Origin of the sequence: Halomonas sp. Mc5H-6, assembly GCF_024124705.1 — a bacterium.
GTDB lineage: Bacteria > Pseudomonadota > Gammaproteobacteria > Pseudomonadales > Halomonadaceae > Vreelandella > Vreelandella subterranea.
Genome location: NZ_JAMXSI010000001.1, coordinates 177,382 through 195,528 on the forward strand (window position 1 = coordinate 177,382; position 18,147 = coordinate 195,528).

General features: G+C 59.5%; 15 protein-coding genes. 11 read left to right on the forward strand and 4 right to left on the reverse strand.

All coding sequences use genetic code 11. The features are described 5' to 3' along the window. Window positions 1-57: 57 nt before the first annotated feature. The 4 genes from NH395_RS00795 to sixA all read left to right on the forward strand — a co-directional run bounded on the left by NH395_RS00795 (window position 58) and on the right by sixA (window position 4,080). Window positions 58-405 (forward strand): DUF1232 domain-containing protein, encoded by a 348-nt coding sequence (locus NH395_RS00795; RefSeq protein ID WP_253021711.1) that lies wholly within the window; start codon window positions 58-60, stop codon window positions 403-405. Window positions 406-505: 100 nt separating this feature from the next. Further along, window positions 506-2,410, forward strand: coding sequence for a molecular chaperone HtpG (gene htpG / locus NH395_RS00800; protein ID WP_253021713.1), 1,905 nt, complete (start codon window positions 506-508; stop codon window positions 2,408-2,410). Between the two features lie 118 nt (window positions 2,411-2,528). Further along, window positions 2,529-3,596, forward strand: a complete 1,068-nt coding sequence (locus NH395_RS00805; RefSeq protein WP_253021715.1) for an NAD(P)H-dependent glycerol-3-phosphate dehydrogenase — start codon at window positions 2,529-2,531, stop codon at window positions 3,594-3,596. Further along, window positions 3,589-4,080: a phosphohistidine phosphatase SixA gene (gene sixA, locus NH395_RS00810; RefSeq protein WP_253021717.1), complete on the forward strand. Its 492-nt coding sequence runs from the start codon at window positions 3,589-3,591 to the stop codon at window positions 4,078-4,080. Before NH395_RS00805 ends, sixA begins: the two co-directional genes overlap by 8 nt. Window positions 4,081-4,129: 49 nt before the next feature. On the opposite strand, the gene gatB is transcribed toward sixA, so the two are convergent. The 3 genes from gatB to gatC form a co-directional block, all read right to left on the reverse strand. Then, on the reverse strand, window positions 4,130-5,584 hold the full coding sequence (gatB, locus tag NH395_RS00815) for an Asp-tRNA(Asn)/Glu-tRNA(Gln) amidotransferase subunit GatB (protein WP_253021719.1): 1,455 nt from the start codon (window positions 5,582-5,584) through the stop codon (window positions 4,130-4,132). After that, the gene (gene gatA / locus NH395_RS00820; RefSeq protein ID WP_253021721.1) at window positions 5,584-7,044 is read right to left on the reverse strand and encodes an Asp-tRNA(Asn)/Glu-tRNA(Gln) amidotransferase subunit GatA; all 1,461 of its coding nucleotides are present in this window, start codon (window positions 7,042-7,044) and stop codon (window positions 5,584-5,586) included. The genes gatB and gatA overlap by 1 nt, the downstream gene beginning before the upstream one ends. 65 nt (window positions 7,045-7,109) lie before the next feature. After that, window positions 7,110-7,397, reverse strand: a complete 288-nt coding sequence (gene gatC / locus NH395_RS00825) for an Asp-tRNA(Asn)/Glu-tRNA(Gln) amidotransferase subunit GatC (RefSeq protein ID WP_253021722.1) — start codon at window positions 7,395-7,397, stop codon at window positions 7,110-7,112. A 229-nt stretch (window positions 7,398-7,626) separates the two neighbouring features. Between gatC and NH395_RS00830 the strand changes: the two genes are divergently transcribed. Genes NH395_RS00830 through tldD form a run of 7 tightly spaced genes read left to right on the forward strand, consistent with a single transcriptional unit; the run spans window position 7,627 to window position 17,569 of the window. Next, window positions 7,627-8,664 carry a rod shape-determining protein gene (locus NH395_RS00830; RefSeq protein WP_066321157.1) on the forward strand — a complete coding sequence of 346 codons (1,038 nt, stop codon included), beginning with the start codon at window positions 7,627-7,629 and terminating at the stop codon, window positions 8,662-8,664. A gap of 24 nt (window positions 8,665-8,688) precedes the next feature. Beyond that, entirely contained in the window at window positions 8,689-9,633 is a 945-nt protein-coding gene (gene mreC, locus NH395_RS00835; protein WP_253021723.1) for a rod shape-determining protein MreC, read from the forward strand. Continuing rightward, window positions 9,633-10,121, forward strand: coding sequence for a rod shape-determining protein MreD (mreD, locus tag NH395_RS00840; protein WP_253021725.1), 489 nt, complete (start codon window positions 9,633-9,635; stop codon window positions 10,119-10,121). The genes mreC and mreD overlap by 1 nt, the downstream gene beginning before the upstream one ends. A gap of 39 nt (window positions 10,122-10,160) precedes the next feature. Then, window positions 10,161-10,757: a Maf family protein gene (locus tag NH395_RS00845; protein WP_253021727.1), complete on the forward strand. Its 597-nt coding sequence runs from the start codon at window positions 10,161-10,163 to the stop codon at window positions 10,755-10,757. Window positions 10,758-10,775: 18 nt separating this feature from the next. Further along, complete coding sequence (gene rng, locus NH395_RS00850) at window positions 10,776-12,239, forward strand: ribonuclease G (RefSeq protein ID WP_253021729.1); 1,464 nt, start codon at window positions 10,776-10,778, stop codon at window positions 12,237-12,239. 3 nt (window positions 12,240-12,242) lie between these two features. Further along, entirely contained in the window at window positions 12,243-16,121 is a 3,879-nt protein-coding gene (locus NH395_RS00855) for an AsmA-like C-terminal region-containing protein (protein WP_253021731.1), read from the forward strand. Further along, complete coding sequence (gene tldD, locus NH395_RS00860) at window positions 16,118-17,569, forward strand: metalloprotease TldD (protein ID WP_253021733.1); 1,452 nt, start codon at window positions 16,118-16,120, stop codon at window positions 17,567-17,569. The genes NH395_RS00855 and tldD overlap by 4 nt, the downstream gene beginning before the upstream one ends. Before the next feature lie 5 nt (window positions 17,570-17,574). Here tldD and yjgA read toward each other — a convergent pair whose 3' ends face one another. Further along, window positions 17,575-18,093, reverse strand: coding sequence for a ribosome biogenesis factor YjgA (gene yjgA / locus NH395_RS00865; RefSeq protein WP_253021735.1), 519 nt, complete (start codon window positions 18,091-18,093; stop codon window positions 17,575-17,577). Between the last annotated feature and the right edge of the window lie 54 nt (window positions 18,094-18,147).

The window sequence follows — 18,147 nt, forward strand, 5'->3', positions numbered from 1 at the left end:
GAACTATCCTAACGTAAAAGACTCCGACAACTGAACGTCTGGGAGGATTCAATACTGATGGCTCTATTATCCAGCTGGTGGTGGCTGCGTCGACTTAAATCTCGTGCTTGGGTATTCAAGCGTATGTGGCGAGCGCTGACATTGTTTTTTCCCATGACCCGTGACGTCGTCAGAGGCCGTTTTCGGCCTGTGCCCTGGTCAGCTTTCGCCTTGATGGCGGTGGCGCTGATTTATCTGGTGTTACCGTTTGATTTGATCCCCGATTTTCTGATGTTGATAGGCGTGGTCGACGATGCCGTCATTGTTAGTTGGCTGCTCAACCGCATGGACCAGCAGTTGGCCGGCTATCGCGCCTGGAAATACCCCGACAGCGAATCCACTGATTCGCCGCACACGGCCGCTTGAAAAATTTTCCCTCAGCCCCATATTTCGTTCACACCGATTTTTATGCCTTTGCCATCTTGGCGAGGCGCTTTACGTACCGAGATCAATGAGGGCTGAGCGAATGTCCAACACTACCCACGAAGAAACTCTTGGCTTTCAAACGGAAGTTAAGCAGCTGTTGAATCTGATGATTCACTCGCTGTACTCAAATCGGGAAATTTTCCTGCGCGAGCTGATATCCAACGCTGCCGACGCCTGCGACAAGCTACGCTATGCGGCCCTGGACAACGACGGGCTCTACGAAGGCGACAGCGAGCTACGTGTCGAAATCGAACACGATGCCGACGCCGGAACGGTCACTCTGCGCGACAACGGTATCGGCATGACCCGTGATGATGTGATTGCCAACCTGGGCACCATTGCGCGCAGCGGTACGTCCGAGTTCCTCAAGCAGCTGTCAGGTGAACAGCAGAAAGATGCCAAGTTGATCGGTCAGTTCGGCGTGGGTTTCTATTCCAGCTTTATTGTCGCCGACGATGTGACGGTTCGCACACGCAAGGCTGGCGAAGACGCAAGCACCGGCGTGGAATGGCGTTCGAAAGGCGAGGGCGAGTTCACCGTCGCTGACATCGATCTCGAACAGCACGGCACCGAAATTACCCTGCACCTGAAAGACGACGCCAAGGAATTTGCCGACGATTTCCGCCTGCAGAACCTGGTGCGCAAGTACTCGGACCATATCGAAGTGCCGGTACGCATGCCCAAGACCGAAACCGCCAAGGACGATGATGGCAATCCGGTCGAAGGCAGCGAAGTCACCACCTGGGAAACCGTCAACGAAGCCACGGCGCTTTGGGTGCGCCCCAAGAGCGATATTTCGGATGACGAGTACAAGGCGTTCTACAAGCACGTGGCCCACGACTTCAGTGACCCGCTGACCTGGAGCCACAACAAGGTGGAAGGCAAGCTGGAATATACCAGCCTGTTGTTTGTACCCGGTCGCGCGCCGTTTGATATGTTCGACCGCGACGGTGCCCGGGGTGTGAAGCTCTACGTGCAGCGCGTCTTCATCATGGACGATGCCGAGCAGTTCCTGCCGCTTTACCTGCGTTTCATCAAAGGCGTGCTGGATACCCGCGACCTGTCGCTCAACGTCTCCCGCGAGCTTCTGCAGCAGGATCCCAAGGTCGACAAGATCAAGGGTGCCCTGACCAAGCGCGCGCTGGATATGCTCAAGAAGCTCACCAAGGATAGCGAGCAGTACCAAACCTTCTGGAATACCTTCGGCAACGTCCTCAAGGAAGGCCCGGGCGAAGACGCCGCCAACCGTGAGAAAATCGCCGGCCTGCTGCGCTTTGCCTCGACGCACACTGATACGGCCGCCCAGGAGCATTCGCTTGCCGACTACGTCGGGCGCATGAAAGAAGGTCAGCAGAAGATCTATTACGTGGTGGCCGACAGCTTCAATGCCGCCAAGCACAGCCCACACCTGGAAATCTTCCGTAAGAAAGGCATCGAGGTGCTGCTGCTTTCCGACCGCATTGACGAGTGGCTGATGAGCCACCTTACCGAGTTTGACGGCAAATCCTTTGCTGACGTGGGTAAAGGCGAGCTCGATCTTGGCGACGTGGAAGATGAAGCCGAGAAAAAAGAGCAGGAAGAAACCGCCAAAGCCAAGGAATCATTGGTCAAGCGCGTCAAGGAAGCCCTGGGCGAAGGTGTGCAGGACGTTAAGGTCACCCACCGCCTGACCGACTCACCGGCCTGCGTGGTGCTGCCGGAGCACGAAATGGGCTATCAGATGCGCCGCATCATGGAAGCCGCCGGGCAGCCGCTGCCCGAGGTCAAGCCGATTCTGGAACTGAATCCCAGCCACTCACTGGTGGCACGCCTGGAAAACGCCGATGACGGGCTGTTTGCCGACCTGGCCCACATTCTGCTGGACCAGGCGATTATCGCCGAAGGCGGCCACCTGGATGATCCGGCCGCTTACGTGAAGCGCCTCAATGGGGTGCTGGCGGCATAACGCTTACTTGACGGCGTATAACGGCCCCTTGGGGAGTTACCCCAAGCGGGCCGTTTGTTTTTGTCGTACCCTTCAGCAAGGCTTATCGTCTTTCGCTTACCAACGATCCGGGATTCCCATGGCTGAGCAGCAGATTCAGGTCGCCGTACTGGGCGGCGGTAGTTTTGGCACTGCCCTGGCAAGCATTGCCGCTGACAACGGCGCGCAGGTGCGTCAATGGATGCGCGATGAAGCGCTGGTGGAGCAGATCAATCGGGAGCGACGCAACGGTCGCTATTTGCCGAATTATGCCATTAACCCCGCGGTACAGGCGTCCACCGACCTTGAAACGGTGCTACGCGACGCTGAACTGGTGCTGATTGCGATTCCGTCCCAGGCCTTTCGCAGCGTCGTTCAGGCGGCCAAGCCGTGGTTAAGGCCCGAGCAGATCCTGGTCAGTACCACCAAGGGGATTGAGCAATCCGGCTTTTTATTGATGAGCCAGGTGCTGGAGCAGGAAACCGGCTTTACCCATATCGGGGTGATTGCGGGCCCCAACCTCGCCTCGGAAATTGCCGATAAACAGCTCACCGCCACGGTGATCGCCAGCGCCGATGCCCTGACCCGCACCCGGGTTCAGCAGGCGCTGGGTTGCCGCTACTTCCGTGTCTATGCCAGCAATGACCGCCATGGTGTCGAACTGGGCGGGGCGCTGAAAAATATCTACGCCATTGCTGCGGGCATGGCCGCGGCACTCGGCATGGGGGAGAATACCCGCAGCATGTTGATGACCCGGGCATTGGCCGAAATGAGCCGTTTCGCCGTTGCCCAGGGGGCCAACCCCATGACGTTTTTGGGCCTTGCCGGGGTGGGGGATTTAATCGTCACCTGCTCGTCGAGCTTGTCGCGTAATTACCGGGTAGGGCACGCCATCGGCGAGGGGCGCACCCTGGACGAAGCCGTGGATGCCCTTGGCCAGGTGGCCGAAGGCGTCAATACCGTCAGGCTGGTCTGCACCAAGGCGGCCGAGATTGGCGTGTACATGCCGCTGGCCGAAGGGCTTTATCATGTGCTGTTCGACGGCGTGCCGCCACAGGACATGGCAAAAACGCTGATGATGGGTGAGCAAAGCAGTGACGTCGAGTTCATCCTTCCCCGCGAAGACGTTCAGCAAGCTCACCGGGAAACAGGGGGATGGCATGACTGATCAAGCGCAGCGACTCTGGCTGATGCGCCACGGCGAAGCGGGACCCGGTCGGCCCGATGACCAGCGCACGCTGACACCGCACGGCGAGCAGGAAGTCGCCAAGGTCGGGGCGTGGCTGGCCGCGCAGATAGCCGCCCAGCCAGGGTCGCCGCCGAGGCTGCTGGCAAGTCCTTATCGTCGCGCCCAGCAGACGGCCTCCCGATTGAGTGCGGCGCTGTCGGTGCCGGTGGAAACCTTGCCGCTGATCACCCCGGACGACGCCCCCGAAGCGGTCATCGACTGGCTGGTCGAGCAAACCGATGAACGACTGATTCTTGTCAGCCATATGCCGCTGGTGGGTGAGCTGGCCGAGACGCTGGTCGACGGTCGTTCAGCCCGCGGCATTGGCTTTCCCACCGCAGGCCTTGCCGAGTTCACCGCGCCGGTATGGGCAAAAGGCTGCGCGCAGCTGCAACGCTTTGTGCATCCCGGACAGTTAACGTAGCGAAAAAAACGGCCGCAAGCGCGGCCGTTTTAAGTTGGCAAGGGTGGCCCTAGAGCAGCGCATCCAGCTTCTCTTTCAACAGGCCATTGACCTGCTGCGGATTGGCGGTCCCTCGCGAGGCCTTCATGACCTGGCCGACAAAGTAGCCAATCATCTTGCCGCGTTTCTCGGGTTCGGCGTCGCAGTACTGCGCCACCTGAGCGGGGCTATCGGCAATCACCTGGTCAATCATCGCTTCGATGGCGCCGGTGTCGGTGACCTGCTTTAACCCTTTCGCCTCGATGATGGCATCGGCGCTTGCACCTTCGCCGTGCCACAGCGCCTGGAAGACCTGTTTGGCGGCTTTGCCGTTAATGGTGTCGTCAAGTACCCGCTGGACCAGTTCACCCAGTTGGCCGGCGGTGACCGGGCTGTTGGCAATGCTGAGGTTTTCGCGGTTGAGCGCGCCGGACAGTTCACCCTGAACCCAGTTAGCGGCCTGTTTGGCGTCGCCACAGACGCGATGGACGGCCTCGAAATATTCGGCCATGTCGCGGCTGGCGGAAAGCACGGATGCATCGTAGGCCGACAGGCCCAGCGCCTGCTGAAAGCGCTCGCGTTTTTCAGCAGGCAGCTCCGGTAGCTGGCTGCGCAGGTGGTCCAGGTAGGCCTGGTCGAGTACCACCGGCAGAAGGTCGGGGCAGGGGAAGTAGCGGTAGTCGTTGGCTTCTTCCTTGGTGCGCATGCTGCGTGTCTCGTCGCGCTCAGGGTCGAACAGGCGGGTCTCCTGGACGACCTTGCCGCCGTCCTCGATCAGTTCGATCTGCCGCTCGACTTCAAAGGCAATGGCCTTTTCCACAAAGCGGAAAGAGTTGACGTTCTTGATCTCGGCCCGGGTGCCGAAGGCTTCCTGCCCCTTGGGGCGCACCGAGACGTTGACGTCGCAGCGCATCGAACCTTCCGCCATGTTGCCGTCGGAAATGCCCAGATAGGTGACGATCGAGTGAATTGCCTTGAGGTAGGCGGCCGCCTCTTTGGCGCTGCGCATATCCGGCTCGGAGACGATCTCCAGCAGCGGCGTGCCTGCACGATTCAGGTCAATGCCGGTCATGCCATGGAAGTCTTCATGCAGCGATTTGCCCGCGTCCTCTTCCAGGTGGGCATGGTGGATGCGGATCTGCTTGGTGGAGTCGTCGTCCAGGGTAATCTCCACTTCGCCGGGGCCGACGATGGGGTGGTACATCTGACTGGTCTGATAACCCTTGGGCAGATCCGGGTAGAAGTAGTTCTTGCGATCGAACACCGATACTTCAGCGATATCGGCATGCACGGCCAGACCAAACTGCACCGCCATGGCCACCGCCTGCTCGTTGAGTACCGGCAGCACACCCGGCAGGCCGAGGTCGACCGCGCAAGCCTGGCTGTTAGGCTCGGCGCCAAATGCTGTCGAGGCGCCAGAGAAAATCTTTGAGTGGGTGGCGAGCTGAACGTGGACTTCTAGCCCAATCACGGTTTCCCATTGCATTAGGCGCTCTCCTCGGCAAAATCAGGGCGTTGCAAGTGCCAATCGGTCGCTTGCTGGAACTGGTGGGCGACGTTCAACAGCTGGGCTTCGGCAAAGTGGGTGCCTAGTATCTGTAGGCCGATCGGACGGCCACCGGCGAAGCCGGCCGGTACGCTGATGCCGGGGATGCCCGCCAGGTTGACGGCAATCGTATAAATGTCCTGCAGGTACATGGATACCGGATCCTTCTTGGCGCCCAGATCAAAAGCCGGTGTCGGTGAGGCAGGCCCCATCAGTACGTCCACATCTTCAAAGGCATCCAGGAAGTCCTGGCGAATCAGACGGCGAACCTTCTGCGCCTTGGTATAGTAGGCGTCAAAGAAGCCTTCCGACAGCGTGTGAGTACCGATCAGGATACGGCGCTGTACCTCGTCGCCGAAGCCCTCGGCCCGCGAGCGCTTGTAGAGGTCGATCAGATCGCTTGGTTCATCGCAGCGGTGGCCGAAACGCACGCCGTCAAAGCGTGACAGGTTGGAGGAGGCTTCGGCAGGTGCAATGACGTAATACGCCGGGATGGCGTAATGCGTGTGAGGCAGGCTGACATCCCGCACGGTAGCGCCCAGCGACTCATAGACGCTAACGGCCTCACGCACGGCTTTTTCGACCTCAGGGTCGAGGCCTTCGCCGAAGTACTCTGTAGGGAGGCCGATTTTCAGCCCTGAAAGCGGCGCATTGAGCGTCTCCGCGTAGTCGGGCACCCCGCGGGCGATACTGGTGGAGTCGCGCACATCATGACCCGCCATGACGTTCAACAGGTGCGCGCAGTCTTCTGCGCTACGTGCCATGGGGCCCGCCTGGTCGAGGCTTGAGGCGTAGGCGATCATGCCATAGCGGGAAACGCGTCCGTAGGTCGGTTTGAGGCCGGTAATCCCGCAGAACGCCGCTGGCTGACGAATCGAGCCGCCGGTATCGGTGCCCAGCGCTGCCGGCGTGAGCCCCGCGGCCACCGCTGCCGCGCTGCCGCCGGAGCTGCCACCAGGCACGGCAGTGAGGTCCCAGGGGTTTTTGACCGGTCCGTAGTAGCTGTTTTCGTTGGACGAGCCCATGGCAAACTCATCCATGTTGGTCTTGCCTAGGGTAACCGTGCCCGCTGTCTTGAGCTTTTCCACCACGGTGGCATCGTAAGGCGCGTCGAAATTATCCAGCATTCTGGAGCCGCAGCTGGTTTTGATGCCCTGGGTGCAAAAAATGTCCTTCAGTGCCAATGGCACGCCCGTCAACAGACTCGCCGTGCCTTTGGCGCGCGCCTGGTCGGCGGTGTCGGCCTGTTCAAGTGCCTGATCAGCGGTGACGGTAATAAAACTGTTCAGGATGGCACCGCTCTGCTGAATGCGTTTCAGGTAGTGTTCAGTTAACTCGCGGCTGGATAGTTCACCGCTGCCCAGCGCCTTGGCGAGTTGTGTCAGTGTCTTGTCGTGCATGACCTGAGAGCTCCGTTCGAAGCAAAAGATAAGGATGAAAAGACGGCTAATGCCTTGGTGATGCGTTATTCGACCACACGGGGCACCAGGTACAGGCCGTTTTCAACCGCTGGGGCGCAGCGCTGGAAAGTATCGCGCTGGTTGGTTTCGGTGACTTCGTCGGCGCGCAGGCGCTGGGTGGCATCGAGCGGATGGGCCAGGGGCGCAATGCCGTCGGTATTGACGCCTTGTAGCTGGTCGACCATGTCCAGAATCCGGCTCAGGTCCTCTACGAAACCGCTGGCTTGGTCATCGCTGACGGCGATCCGGGCTAGATGAGCGGCCCGGCGCACATGAGAGTCTTCAAGCGCCATGATCGGAAATTCCTCGCGAAGGTGATGGAACATATCCCGCATTACGCGGTATACAGTCAGTTATTGTCATAACGTCTTGTATCGCAGATGTGTAAAATAGCCGCAAAATGTACCACATCTTGGCGCAAACGGGCAGTGTCTGACGCGACTCGTGCTTGCTGCCAGGGGGTTGCGGTGATACCGTTTGCATCCGCACAGGGTTCCCAGTCTGCACTAGGTATCAACATCCATGTTCAAACGTCTGAGGGGGCTGTTTTCCAGCGATCTATCGATCGACCTGGGTACGGCCAACACACTGATTTACGTACGCGGTCGTGGCATTGTCCTTGACGAGCCATCCGTCGTTGCTATCCGTCAATCCGGTAATATGCGCAGTGTCGCGGCAGTCGGTGCCGATGCCAAGCGTATGCTGGGGCGTACGCCGGGCAATATCACGGCTATTCGCCCAATGAAAGACGGCGTCATCGCTGACTTTACCGTCACCGAACAAATGCTTCAGCACTTTATCCGCAAAGTGCATCAAAGCACCTTCATTACCCCTAGCCCGCGCGTGCTGGTCTGCATCCCCTACATGGCGACGCAGGTGGAGCGCCGCGCGATTCGCGAGTCCGCGGAAGGCGCTGGCGCTCGCCGTGTGGACCTGATCGAGGAGCCCATGGCGGCGGCGATTGGTGCCGGGCTGCCCGTGGAAGAAGCCCAGGGCTCAATGGTCGTGGATATCGGCGGCGGTACCACTGAAATTGCGATCATTTCGCTCAACGGTATTGTCTATTCCGAATCCATTCGCGTGGGTGGCGACCGCTTCGACGAAGCGATTATCGCCTACGTGCGTCGTCATTACGGCAGCCTGATTGGTGAAGCAACGGCTGAGCGTATCAAGGAGGAAATTGGTTGTGCTTATCCTGGCGGCGAGCTGCGCGAGATCGATGTGCGCGGGCGAAACCTGGCTGAAGGGATTCCGCGCAGCTTTACGCTCAATTCCCACGAAATTCTCGAAGCACTTCAAGAAACACTGGGCTCGATTGTCGCCGCGGTAAAAAATGCGCTTGAGCAATCACCTCCCGAACTGGCGTCTGATATTGCCGAGCGGGGACTGGTACTGACCGGTGGTGGCGCATTGCTGCGTGATATCGACAAGCTGATCGCTGAAGAAACCGGGCTGCCCGTGATCGTGGCAGAAGACCCGTTGACCTGTGTGGCCCGTGGTGGCGGCAAAGCGCTGGAAATGATCGATCAGCACACCTTTGAGTTGCTGTCGAGCGACTAATCGCAGCGGTTAATTGCGGGGGATTTGCCTATTAAACCGCTGTTTTCGCATGGTCCTTTACCGGGATATCGGCTGTTTTTCTGCGTGCTGGTTGCCAGTGCGCTGATGTTCGTCGACCAGCGTTTCACACGTATGGAAAGCGTGCGTGCCCAGATGTCAGTGGCGGTAGCCCCCATCCAGTGGGTGGTTGGTGTTCCCAGCCGGGTTCTGGATTGGGGGTCGCTGGCACTTTCAGACCAGCAAGCGCTGGTTGATGAAAATCAGCGCCTGCGCGAGCAAATTCTGACGCTGTCACACCGCGGGCAGCGAATGGCGAACCTCACCAGAGAAAACGCTGAACTACGGCGTTTGCTTGGCGCTGCTCAGCAGCGCGATATCCCCTTTATGACCGCGGAACTGCTGTCCCTCGACAATGATCCCTTCAGTCATCAGATGGTGGTGGATCGCGGGCATCGCCACGGTGCCTATGTGGGCCAGCCGGTAATCGATGCCACCGGGCTAGTCGGTCAGGTAACAGCGGTTTCGACCTACTCCAGCCGTGTGCTGCTGGTAGCCGATGCCAGCCATGCCCTGCCGGTGCAGGTCAATCGCAATGGTTTGCGCTTCATTGTCCAGGGGACGGGGCGCTATGATCATGTGAAAGTGTTGCATGTGCCGAACACGGCGGATATTCGCGAAGGTGATCTGTTGACAACGTCTGGCTTGGCAGGGCGATTTCCACCAGGTTACCCCGTTGCGCGTGTCACCAAGGTCGAGCATGACCCGGGGCAGCCGTTTGCTCAGGTCACCGCGGAGCCGATGGCTCAGTTGAAACGCTCACGCCATTTTCTGCTGCTTTCCCCGCCGCCGCAAAAACCAGATGATGAGCAACACTGGGACGACTCCCTGCGGGTCTCGGTCGATGCGCTGCGCAGTGCGCGTCAGGTGGCCAACCCTGACGGTGAATCATCTACCCAGGAGGTGCCCTGATGTCCCGCGTTCCGGTCACGCCTTTGGTGGTGGTGTGGTTGACCTTGCTGATGGCGCTGTGTCTGCAGGTAATGCCTCTAGGTGATGAGTGGCAGGTATTCCGGCCCGAGTGGCTGGGGTTGATGATGATCTATTGGTGTATGCGCGAGCCCGATCAAGTGGGGGTTTTCCACGGCTTTGTGCTGGGTATTCTGCTGGACTTGATCGAGGGAACGCCTCTGGGTCATCACGCCATCATGTTCTCCCTGTTGGCATTCTTGTGCGCGCTTGTCTACGCCCGTTTTCGTGCCTACTCACTGCTCCAGCAAGCGTTGCTGGTGCTGGTGCTGCTTGGGCTTGTACAGCTGGTCGACCAATGGCTGCGTAGCTTGGTGGGGAATTTTTCCATTCATCTGGAGTTCTTGACCTCGTCGCTGGTCAGCGCCGTGCTATGGCCTTGGCTTGCGACGATGTTTGCCGCACTACAGCGTCGTTCTGCCGGTAGCTGATCGCAAGGCGCCGTCCTGAGTCACCGATTTGGAGCCGATATGTTGGAACCAGAACCGGTCTTGTATCTGGCGTCTGCCTCGCCACGCCGCCAGGCGCTGCTCGCATCGATCGGCGTTTCAGTCCAGGTTGAGTCCTGCGACATTGACGAAACCCCCTTGCCTGGCGAGCCCGCCGAGCGTTACGTCGTCCGTTTGGCTCAGGCCAAGGCCCAAGCGGCGATGCCCTTGACCGCGCTGCCGACACTGGGCTCGGATACGGCGGTCGTGGTGGATGGACAGATTTTAGGCAAACCCGACGATGAGTCCCACGCTGCGAGCATGCTGCGGCGTCTCTCGGGGCGGCAGCATGACGTATTGACAGGTGTCGCGGTGACGGGCCCCAAGGGGGTCTTGACCTGCTGCGTGACAACCCGCGTGACGCTGCGCGATATCAGCGACGCAGAGATCGCGGCCTACTGGAAAACGGCTGAGCCATGCGACAAGGCGGGCGGTTATGCCATCCAGGGCATGGCGTCGGTATTCGTGGCAGGCATTGAGGGCAGCCACTCGGCAGTGGTGGGGCTGCCACTTTTTGAAACAGCGTGCTTGCTGCGTCGTCAGGGGGTACCGTTATGGAATGGACATTTACCCGCGTAAACCCACAAGGATTTTTGCATGAGCGGTGAGGTTCTGATTAATCTGACGCCGATGGAGACCCGCGTGGCGCTGGTCGAAAACGGCGTGCTGCAAGAGGCGCTCATCGAGCGTTCCCGTCGGCGCGGTATTGTCGGCAATATCTACAAAGGCAAGATCGTACGTGTACTGCCTGGAATGCAGGCTGCCTTTGTTGATATTGGCCTCGAACGTGCCGCCTTTATCCATGCCCAGGAAGTGATGCCCCCTGGCACCTCCGTTGACGAGCAGCAGACCATTGGTCAATTGCTGCATGAAGGCCAGGCGCTGGTCGTGCAGGTCACCAAGGACCCGATTGGTAGCAAAGGTGCGCGGTTGACCACGCATCTTTCGGTTCCCTCCCGCTACCTGGTCTACATGCCCGATTCGCCTCACCATGGCGTTTCCCAGCGTATTGAAGACGAGCGTGAACGTGAGCGGCTGAAGGCGTTGCTGGATAACAGTATCAGCCAGCAAACGCTGGAGGTAAGCGGCGGCTTTATCGTGCGCACCGCGGCTGAAGGAGTGGGCGATGAAGAGCTCATTGGCGATATGCATTTTCTGCTTCGCCTATGGCGCAAGGTCAGTGAGCGTAAAATTTCAGCGGCGCCCGCAACGGTCATATACGATGACCTGCCCCTGTTCATGCGCACCTTGCGTGATGTCATGCGCGACGATATCGAAAAGATCCGCATCGACTCCCGGGAAAACTTTCTCAGGCTGATTGAGTTTGCCGAGGAGTTCATGCCCGACGCCGTGGACCGTATCGAGTATTATCCCGGTGAGCGACCCATTTTTGACCTGTACAGCGTGGAAGACGAGATCCAGAAAGCGCTGGGCCGCAAGGTACAATTGAAGTCGGGTGGCTATCTGGTGATTGACCCCACCGAGGCAATGACCACCATTGACGTCAACACCGGCGGCTATGTGGGGCATCGCAATCTGGAAGAAACCATCTTCAAGACCAACCTGGAGGCGGCAACGTCGATCGCCCGGCAACTGCGCCTGCGTAACCTGGGCGGCATCATCATTATCGACTTTATCGATATGGAGGATGCTGAACACCAGCGCCAGGTACTGCGCGTGCTGGAAAAGGCCCTGGAACGTGACCATGCGAAGACAAAATGCACCGGTGTCACCGAGCTTGGCCTGGTACAGTTGACCCGCAAGCGGACCAGGGAAAGCCTGGAGCAAACCCTGTGCGAAGCCTGTCCCACCTGCAGCGGCAGAGGCACCCTCAAAACGCCCGAGACCGTCTGCTACGAGATTTTTCGCGAGATTCTTCGTGAAGAGCGGGCCTATAGTGCCGAGACATATATGGTGTTGGCTTCCCAGCCGGTCGTTGATCGATTATTGGACGAAGAGTCCGCTGCGGTTGCAGACCTGGAAGCCTTCATCAACAAGACGATACGCTTTCAGGTAGAACAGCACTATTCTCAAGAGCAGTACGATATTGTGTTGATGTGATCCATGACGATTCGCCCGGTGGTGCGCATTGCATTGAGAATCGCCGCGTGGTGGCTCGGCGCGCTGGCGATCATTCTGCTGTTAGTGCGCCTGGCGATGAGCCAGGCGGACGCCCTGACGCCTCGTATAGAGGCATTTCTGGAATCTCAGGTGGGTGTGCCGGTTCACATTGAGCGGCTAACGCTTGCCCTTCAGCGCAATGATATCGAACTCATGGTGGGCGATGTCAGCGCACAAACGCCTAACGGCTACCCCCTTTTCAAGCTCGCCCACGCCACCCTGCGGCTGGACGTGTGGGCGTCGCTCAGAGCGCGCGCGCCTATTTTCAATGCCGCTGATATTCGTGGCACCGAATTCCACCTGTATCGACTCTTCAGTGATAGATGGGAGTGGCCTGCGCCTGCCAAATTGCCAGTGGTGGAAGAGCAGCCTGATATCAATCTAACTGCGCTCGATCGTTGGGTGGGGATCTTGCTCCGCCAACGGTTAAGCGTGGAAGATACCCGTCTGGTGCTGCACGGTGAGGATAATACGGTTGATTTGCATGCGCCGACCCTGTTGTTGGGAGGCGACGAACAGCACACCCAGCTCGAAGGCAGTATCAATATTATTGACCAGACGGACGGTGAGCCTTCAAGGCCGTTGCCGATGGCCTTCCTGCAGGCGGAGGTGTCGCCGGGAGAAGACGGTTATCGAGACTTTTCGGCGGCGTTGAGCGTCGAGGTACAACTCGATCATTTAGCGCTGCTGGGAGACGTCATACGCCCTGAGTATGTACCGCAAATCAGTCAGGCCGGGGGCGATGCACGTCTCTGGGGGCAGTGGTACAAAGGTCGGCTGGACCGGGCGAGAATGGGGGTCGATATACCCCAGTTGACGCTGCGCCACAACGTGCAGCGGGCAATATTACGAAATGTAGAAGCCTTGGGCCAGTGGCAGCGCGACGGCAAGGGTGGTGAAGCCTGGGTAAGTGGTGATGCAGAGAATGTCGAGTGGGCAAAGCCTTCGGGGGTCAGTGAAGGCCCCGCGCTGCCAAGGCATTGGTACCTGACCCACCAGCCCAGTGATTGGGAGCTGCGCACCAGTGCCTTTGAGCTGGCGTCACTCGCCGCATGGCGAGACTATGTGCCGATGCCGGAATCGGTGACCCGCGTGTTGCAAACGCTTGCGCCGCGTGGCCAGGTAGAAGGCTTTCGGATCGGTCAGAAGGAAGGTGAATGGGGCGTTGATGCGGCCATCAGCAGTCTCGAAGTACTGCCCTGGGAACAGGCACCCGGCGGAGGCCCCTTGGATGCCTGGGTGCAGGCGCGTGATTTCAGGGGGCGCGTTCAATTTGCTAACCGTCGCGAAAGTACGCTTTATTTTCCAGAACTCTTTGATGCCCCCATGCAGTTACGGCATGCCTCAGGCCAGGTGGAATGGGTTTACGATGGCCCGCGTGCCTTGGTCAGCGGCCGCGATATCGCGCTTGATTGGGAGGGGGCGAGCGTCACCGGTGGCTTTGGATTAGTCACCGATGCTGATCGTGGGCACTTCGGCCTGGACATTGATTTTCAGAATGTCGATGCCCTGGAGAACCCGCTGGCGCAGTGGGTGCCAATGAAGGCACTAGAGCCGGAATTGCGCGACTGGTTGGGTAGCGGAGTGGGTGGCTATGCCACCCAGGGCGCGTTAAAGCTCAGCCAGCCTTTGGGCGATGACGTCAGCGACGATGCGTTAACCTCCACCCTTGAACTGACATTGCGTGATGGGTACCTGCCCATTGCGCCTGACTGGCCGCAGATCGAGGACTTGGCCGGTCGCCTGAAGTGGCAAAACGGGCGTCTTCTGGCTGAGGTTGAGCGTGGGCAAACGCAAGGCGTCATGCTTAGCAATGGCGAAGTGCGGTTACAGGATGAGGCGCTGAACCTGTCGGGTAAGTGGCAGGCAAGCGGGCAAGACGCGCTGGCGTTCTTGTCGGCGATGCCCGATATCGATACACCTGAGATTAACGCATTGGCGCTCGAGGGCGATATTGATGGAGACGTGGCGCTTGCCATGTCGCTGGATAAGGAAGACGACTTCACTCTTGAAGTCAACGCCGAACCCAGAGGCATGCAGATAGGCTATGGTGAGCTTGCAGAGCGCATTGAGTCGCTTCAGGGCCGGATTACCTGGCAGCAACAGGGCGAGCAAGGCGTACTGGTTGGCCAATTGAACGGGCGGCTATTGAATGGCGCGATTCAAGCGGCGATTGATACCCGGAAAGACAGCGTCGCCCTTCAGGGCGACGCGTCGGCCCGGGGGTTGCTGGGGGGGCTGGCAGGGCTGAGCCCTGAAGTGGCGAGCTCGCTTGCCGAAGGGCGGTCATCCTGGCAGGGGCAGCTAACCCTGTCGCCCACCCCCCAGTTGGCGTTGGAAAGTAACTGGCAAGGCATGGCCATCAAGCTGCCTGCTCCCTTTGCCAAGAGTGCCCAGCAGGCATGGCCCTGGACACTGACGGCTGACCTTGAGCCGTTACGTATCCAGAGCCGCTTGGCGGATATTGCCGATTTACATATCCAGTCTACCGGCGGTCAGCTTGCTGGCAGCGTACGCCTGGATCGGGCGTCTCGCCGCACGTCGAACTGGCGGCAGACGCCAGGCTGGCAACTGATTGCCGAGCTCGAACGGCTGGATATCGCCGCTTGGCAGCGGGCATTATCCCCCCTCATTCAGGGCAGCGGCGCGACAGACGCTGACGATACGTCAATGGCAACGCTCCCGCCGCTTTCGCTGAATATCGCCACGCCCTGCGTGGTTTATAAGCAGGCTTGCCTGGCTGGGGGGACTGCCGAGGGTAGCCTGCGCGACAGCAAGCTGTCGCTGATGCTTGATAGCGATGTGGTGAGGGGGCGTGTTGAGTACCGCCCCACTGGGCCGACGCCATTGGATATTGCGCTCACTCAGCTGTCCCTGGACTCCATTGTGGAGGCGGTGAAGAGGGATGGTCGGGAGCAGTCAACGGCGCCTATGCCGTCTTCCTGGATGGAATCAGTCGAAACAACAACGCCTGACGCATCGCTTCCGATGGCCTTGCCCGAGTGGCTGGTCGATATTCCCGATGGCCGTTTGCGGCTGTCCGAGATGTTGCTCGACGGCAAGCGAATGGGCCCTTTAACGGCGTTCTGGCATGCCGATGGTAACGGCTTTTCGCTGGAGCCCGTCGGCTTGACGCTGGGGCAGCTCACCGCCGCCGGTTCGCTGCATTGGAAAGGAGGGAGCGCCACCAGTCGGACGCGTACGGACGTGTCGATCAAGGGTGGCAATGTCGCCACCGCGCTTGAACGCCTTGACCAGCCGGTGGCCATGCGCAGTCGCAGTACCCGGGTGGATGCGACGCTTGCCTGGCCCGGCGCCCCATGGCAACTGGATCTCGCCAAGGCCGGGGGAGAGATGACCACCGACATCCGCGATGGTCGTTTTCTTACCCTGGAATCGGCACCGGCACGCCTGGTGGGGCTGCTAAACTTTGACAATATCCTGCGGCGTTTGCGGCTGGACTTTTCCGACGTAACAGGTCAAGGCACGGCATTCGATCGTGTCCACGGGGCTGCCGATATCGCCAATGGCCAACTCATGCTGCGAGGCCCATTGCAAATACAGACGCCCGCCGCCACCTTATCACTTAGTGGCGACGTTGATTTGGTGAACCGCGAACTTGATCAACGCCTTGGCGTCACATTACCGTTAAGCCAAAGCCTGCCAATGGCAGCGCTCGCCATCGGAGCGCCCGTGGTGGGCGGCGCACTGTTTTTAGCCGACCAACTATTCGGCGACGCCTTGGATCAGGTGACCACGATTTATTACCGTGTGGAGGGGCCATGGGCCTCGCCGCAAGTGACTTTAGAAGGCTCTCGATGACCGCACACACTAACGATTTACAAACCGCCGTTTCGATTTTGCTCACCCCGGGCGGGCTGACCCTTGACGCCCTGGACAGCGGCCTGGGTTACGCCATGGGAGCCGGTATCGACTATGCTGATCTTTACTTTCAGCGCTCATGGGAAGAAGGCTGGATACTGGAAGATGGTGAGGTTAAAGAGGCAAGTTACAACATTGATGGCGGCGTCGGCGTGCGCGCTCTGGCCGGCGAGAAAACCGGCTTTGCCTACTCCAACCAGATCACCGCCGACGCACTGATGGATACCGGAAAAACGGCAGCCGGTATCGTGCGCAGTGGCAAGCAATTGACCGGACAGGCGGTCAAGCCGGTGACGGCTGCGTCCTACTATGCGGGCATCGACCCGCTGGCCGGGCTGAGCGCTGACGAAAAAGTCGCCATGCTGAAAGATGCTGACCGGATTGCCCGTGCGGCCGACCCCAGCGTCACTCAAGTGAGCGCGTCGCTCTCCGGCACCTACGAAGTGGTGCTTGTACGGGCCAGTGACGGCACGCTGGCGACGGATATTCGCCCCTTGGTGCGCTTCAATGTCAGCGTGATTGCCGTCAAGAACGGCCGTCGCGAGCGTGGCAGTGCCGGTGGTGGCGGGCGTTATTCGATGTCACGGCTGCGCGATGAACAGGTCTCGGAGCGGTACGCCAAAGAGGCGGTGCGCCAGGCGCTGGTCAATCTTGAGGCGGTCGATGCCCCTGCCGGGCAAATGCCAGTGGTCCTGGGGGCTGGGTGGCCGGGTATTCTACTTCACGAAGCCGTTGGTCATGGCCTGGAGGGAGATTTCAACCGCAAGGGAAGTTCAGCCTTTGCCGGGCGGATGGGCCAGCGTGTGGCCTCAAAAGGCGTTACCGTGGTGGATGATGCCACCTTGCGCGATGGGCGTGGTTCGCTCAGCGTCGATGATGAGGGCACGCCAGGGCAGTACACTTCGTTGATTGAAGACGGCGTGCTGACCGGCTATATGCAAGACAAGCTCAATGCTCGCCTGATGGGCATGGCGCCCACCGGCAACGCCCGGCGTGAGTCGTTTGCCCATTTGCCGATGCCGCGTATGACCAACACCGTCATGCTCGCCGGGCAGGATGAGCCAGACGACATCATCAAGAGCGTCAAGCGGGGTATTTACGCCGTGAGTTTTGGCGGTGGCCAGGTCGACATCACCTCCGGCAAGTTCGTGTTCTCCGCCAGCGAAGCCTATCTGATTGAAGATGGCCGCGTGACGGCGCCGGTGAAGGGCGCGACGCTGATCGGTAATGGCCCTGACGCCATGAGCCGTGTCTCGATGATCGGCCATGACATGGCGCTGGATACCGGCATTGGCGTCTGCGGTAAAGAAGGCCAGGGCGTGCCGGTGGGTGTCGGTCAGCCGACGCTGAAGGTCGACGAGCTGACCGTCGGCGGCACGCAGTCTTGAAAAAACTAAAGCTCAGCGGTGTTGCGTAAAAACTTGAAAAGCTTGCGAGCGCTGGTGGGCGGCTTGTTTTGATCACGCTCGCGCCTGGCGTTGCGAATCAACTGGCGAAGGGTTTGAAGGTCGGTGTCCGGGTGCTCGTTGAGCCACTGCTCAACGGCCGGGTCGCCTTCATCGATTAGCCGGTCACGCCATTTTTCAAGTCGATGAAACGCATGGTCGCGATGCTGCTTTTCTTGTTCGATGTTGTCGAACACGGCCTGAATGGCGGCAAGGTCTTCCTTGCGAATTAATTTGCCGACGTACTGCATATGCCGCCGACGCCCTTCATGGGAACGAATGCGAGCGGTCTCGTCGATGGCACGCAGCATGTCATCGGATAGCGGGAAACGCGCCCGCTCGGCGGGCTGCATGGCAATCAGTGTTTCCCCCAATGCCTGAAGTGCATGCATTTCGCGCTTCAACTGGGACTTGCTGGGGCGCTCTGCCATGTCGTCGTCTAGGGGCTCGGGGCGTTGTTTTGGCATCGTAGGTTCTCATCAACAGAATTCGTGGCCTTATTATATCAGGCCGCGATGCTC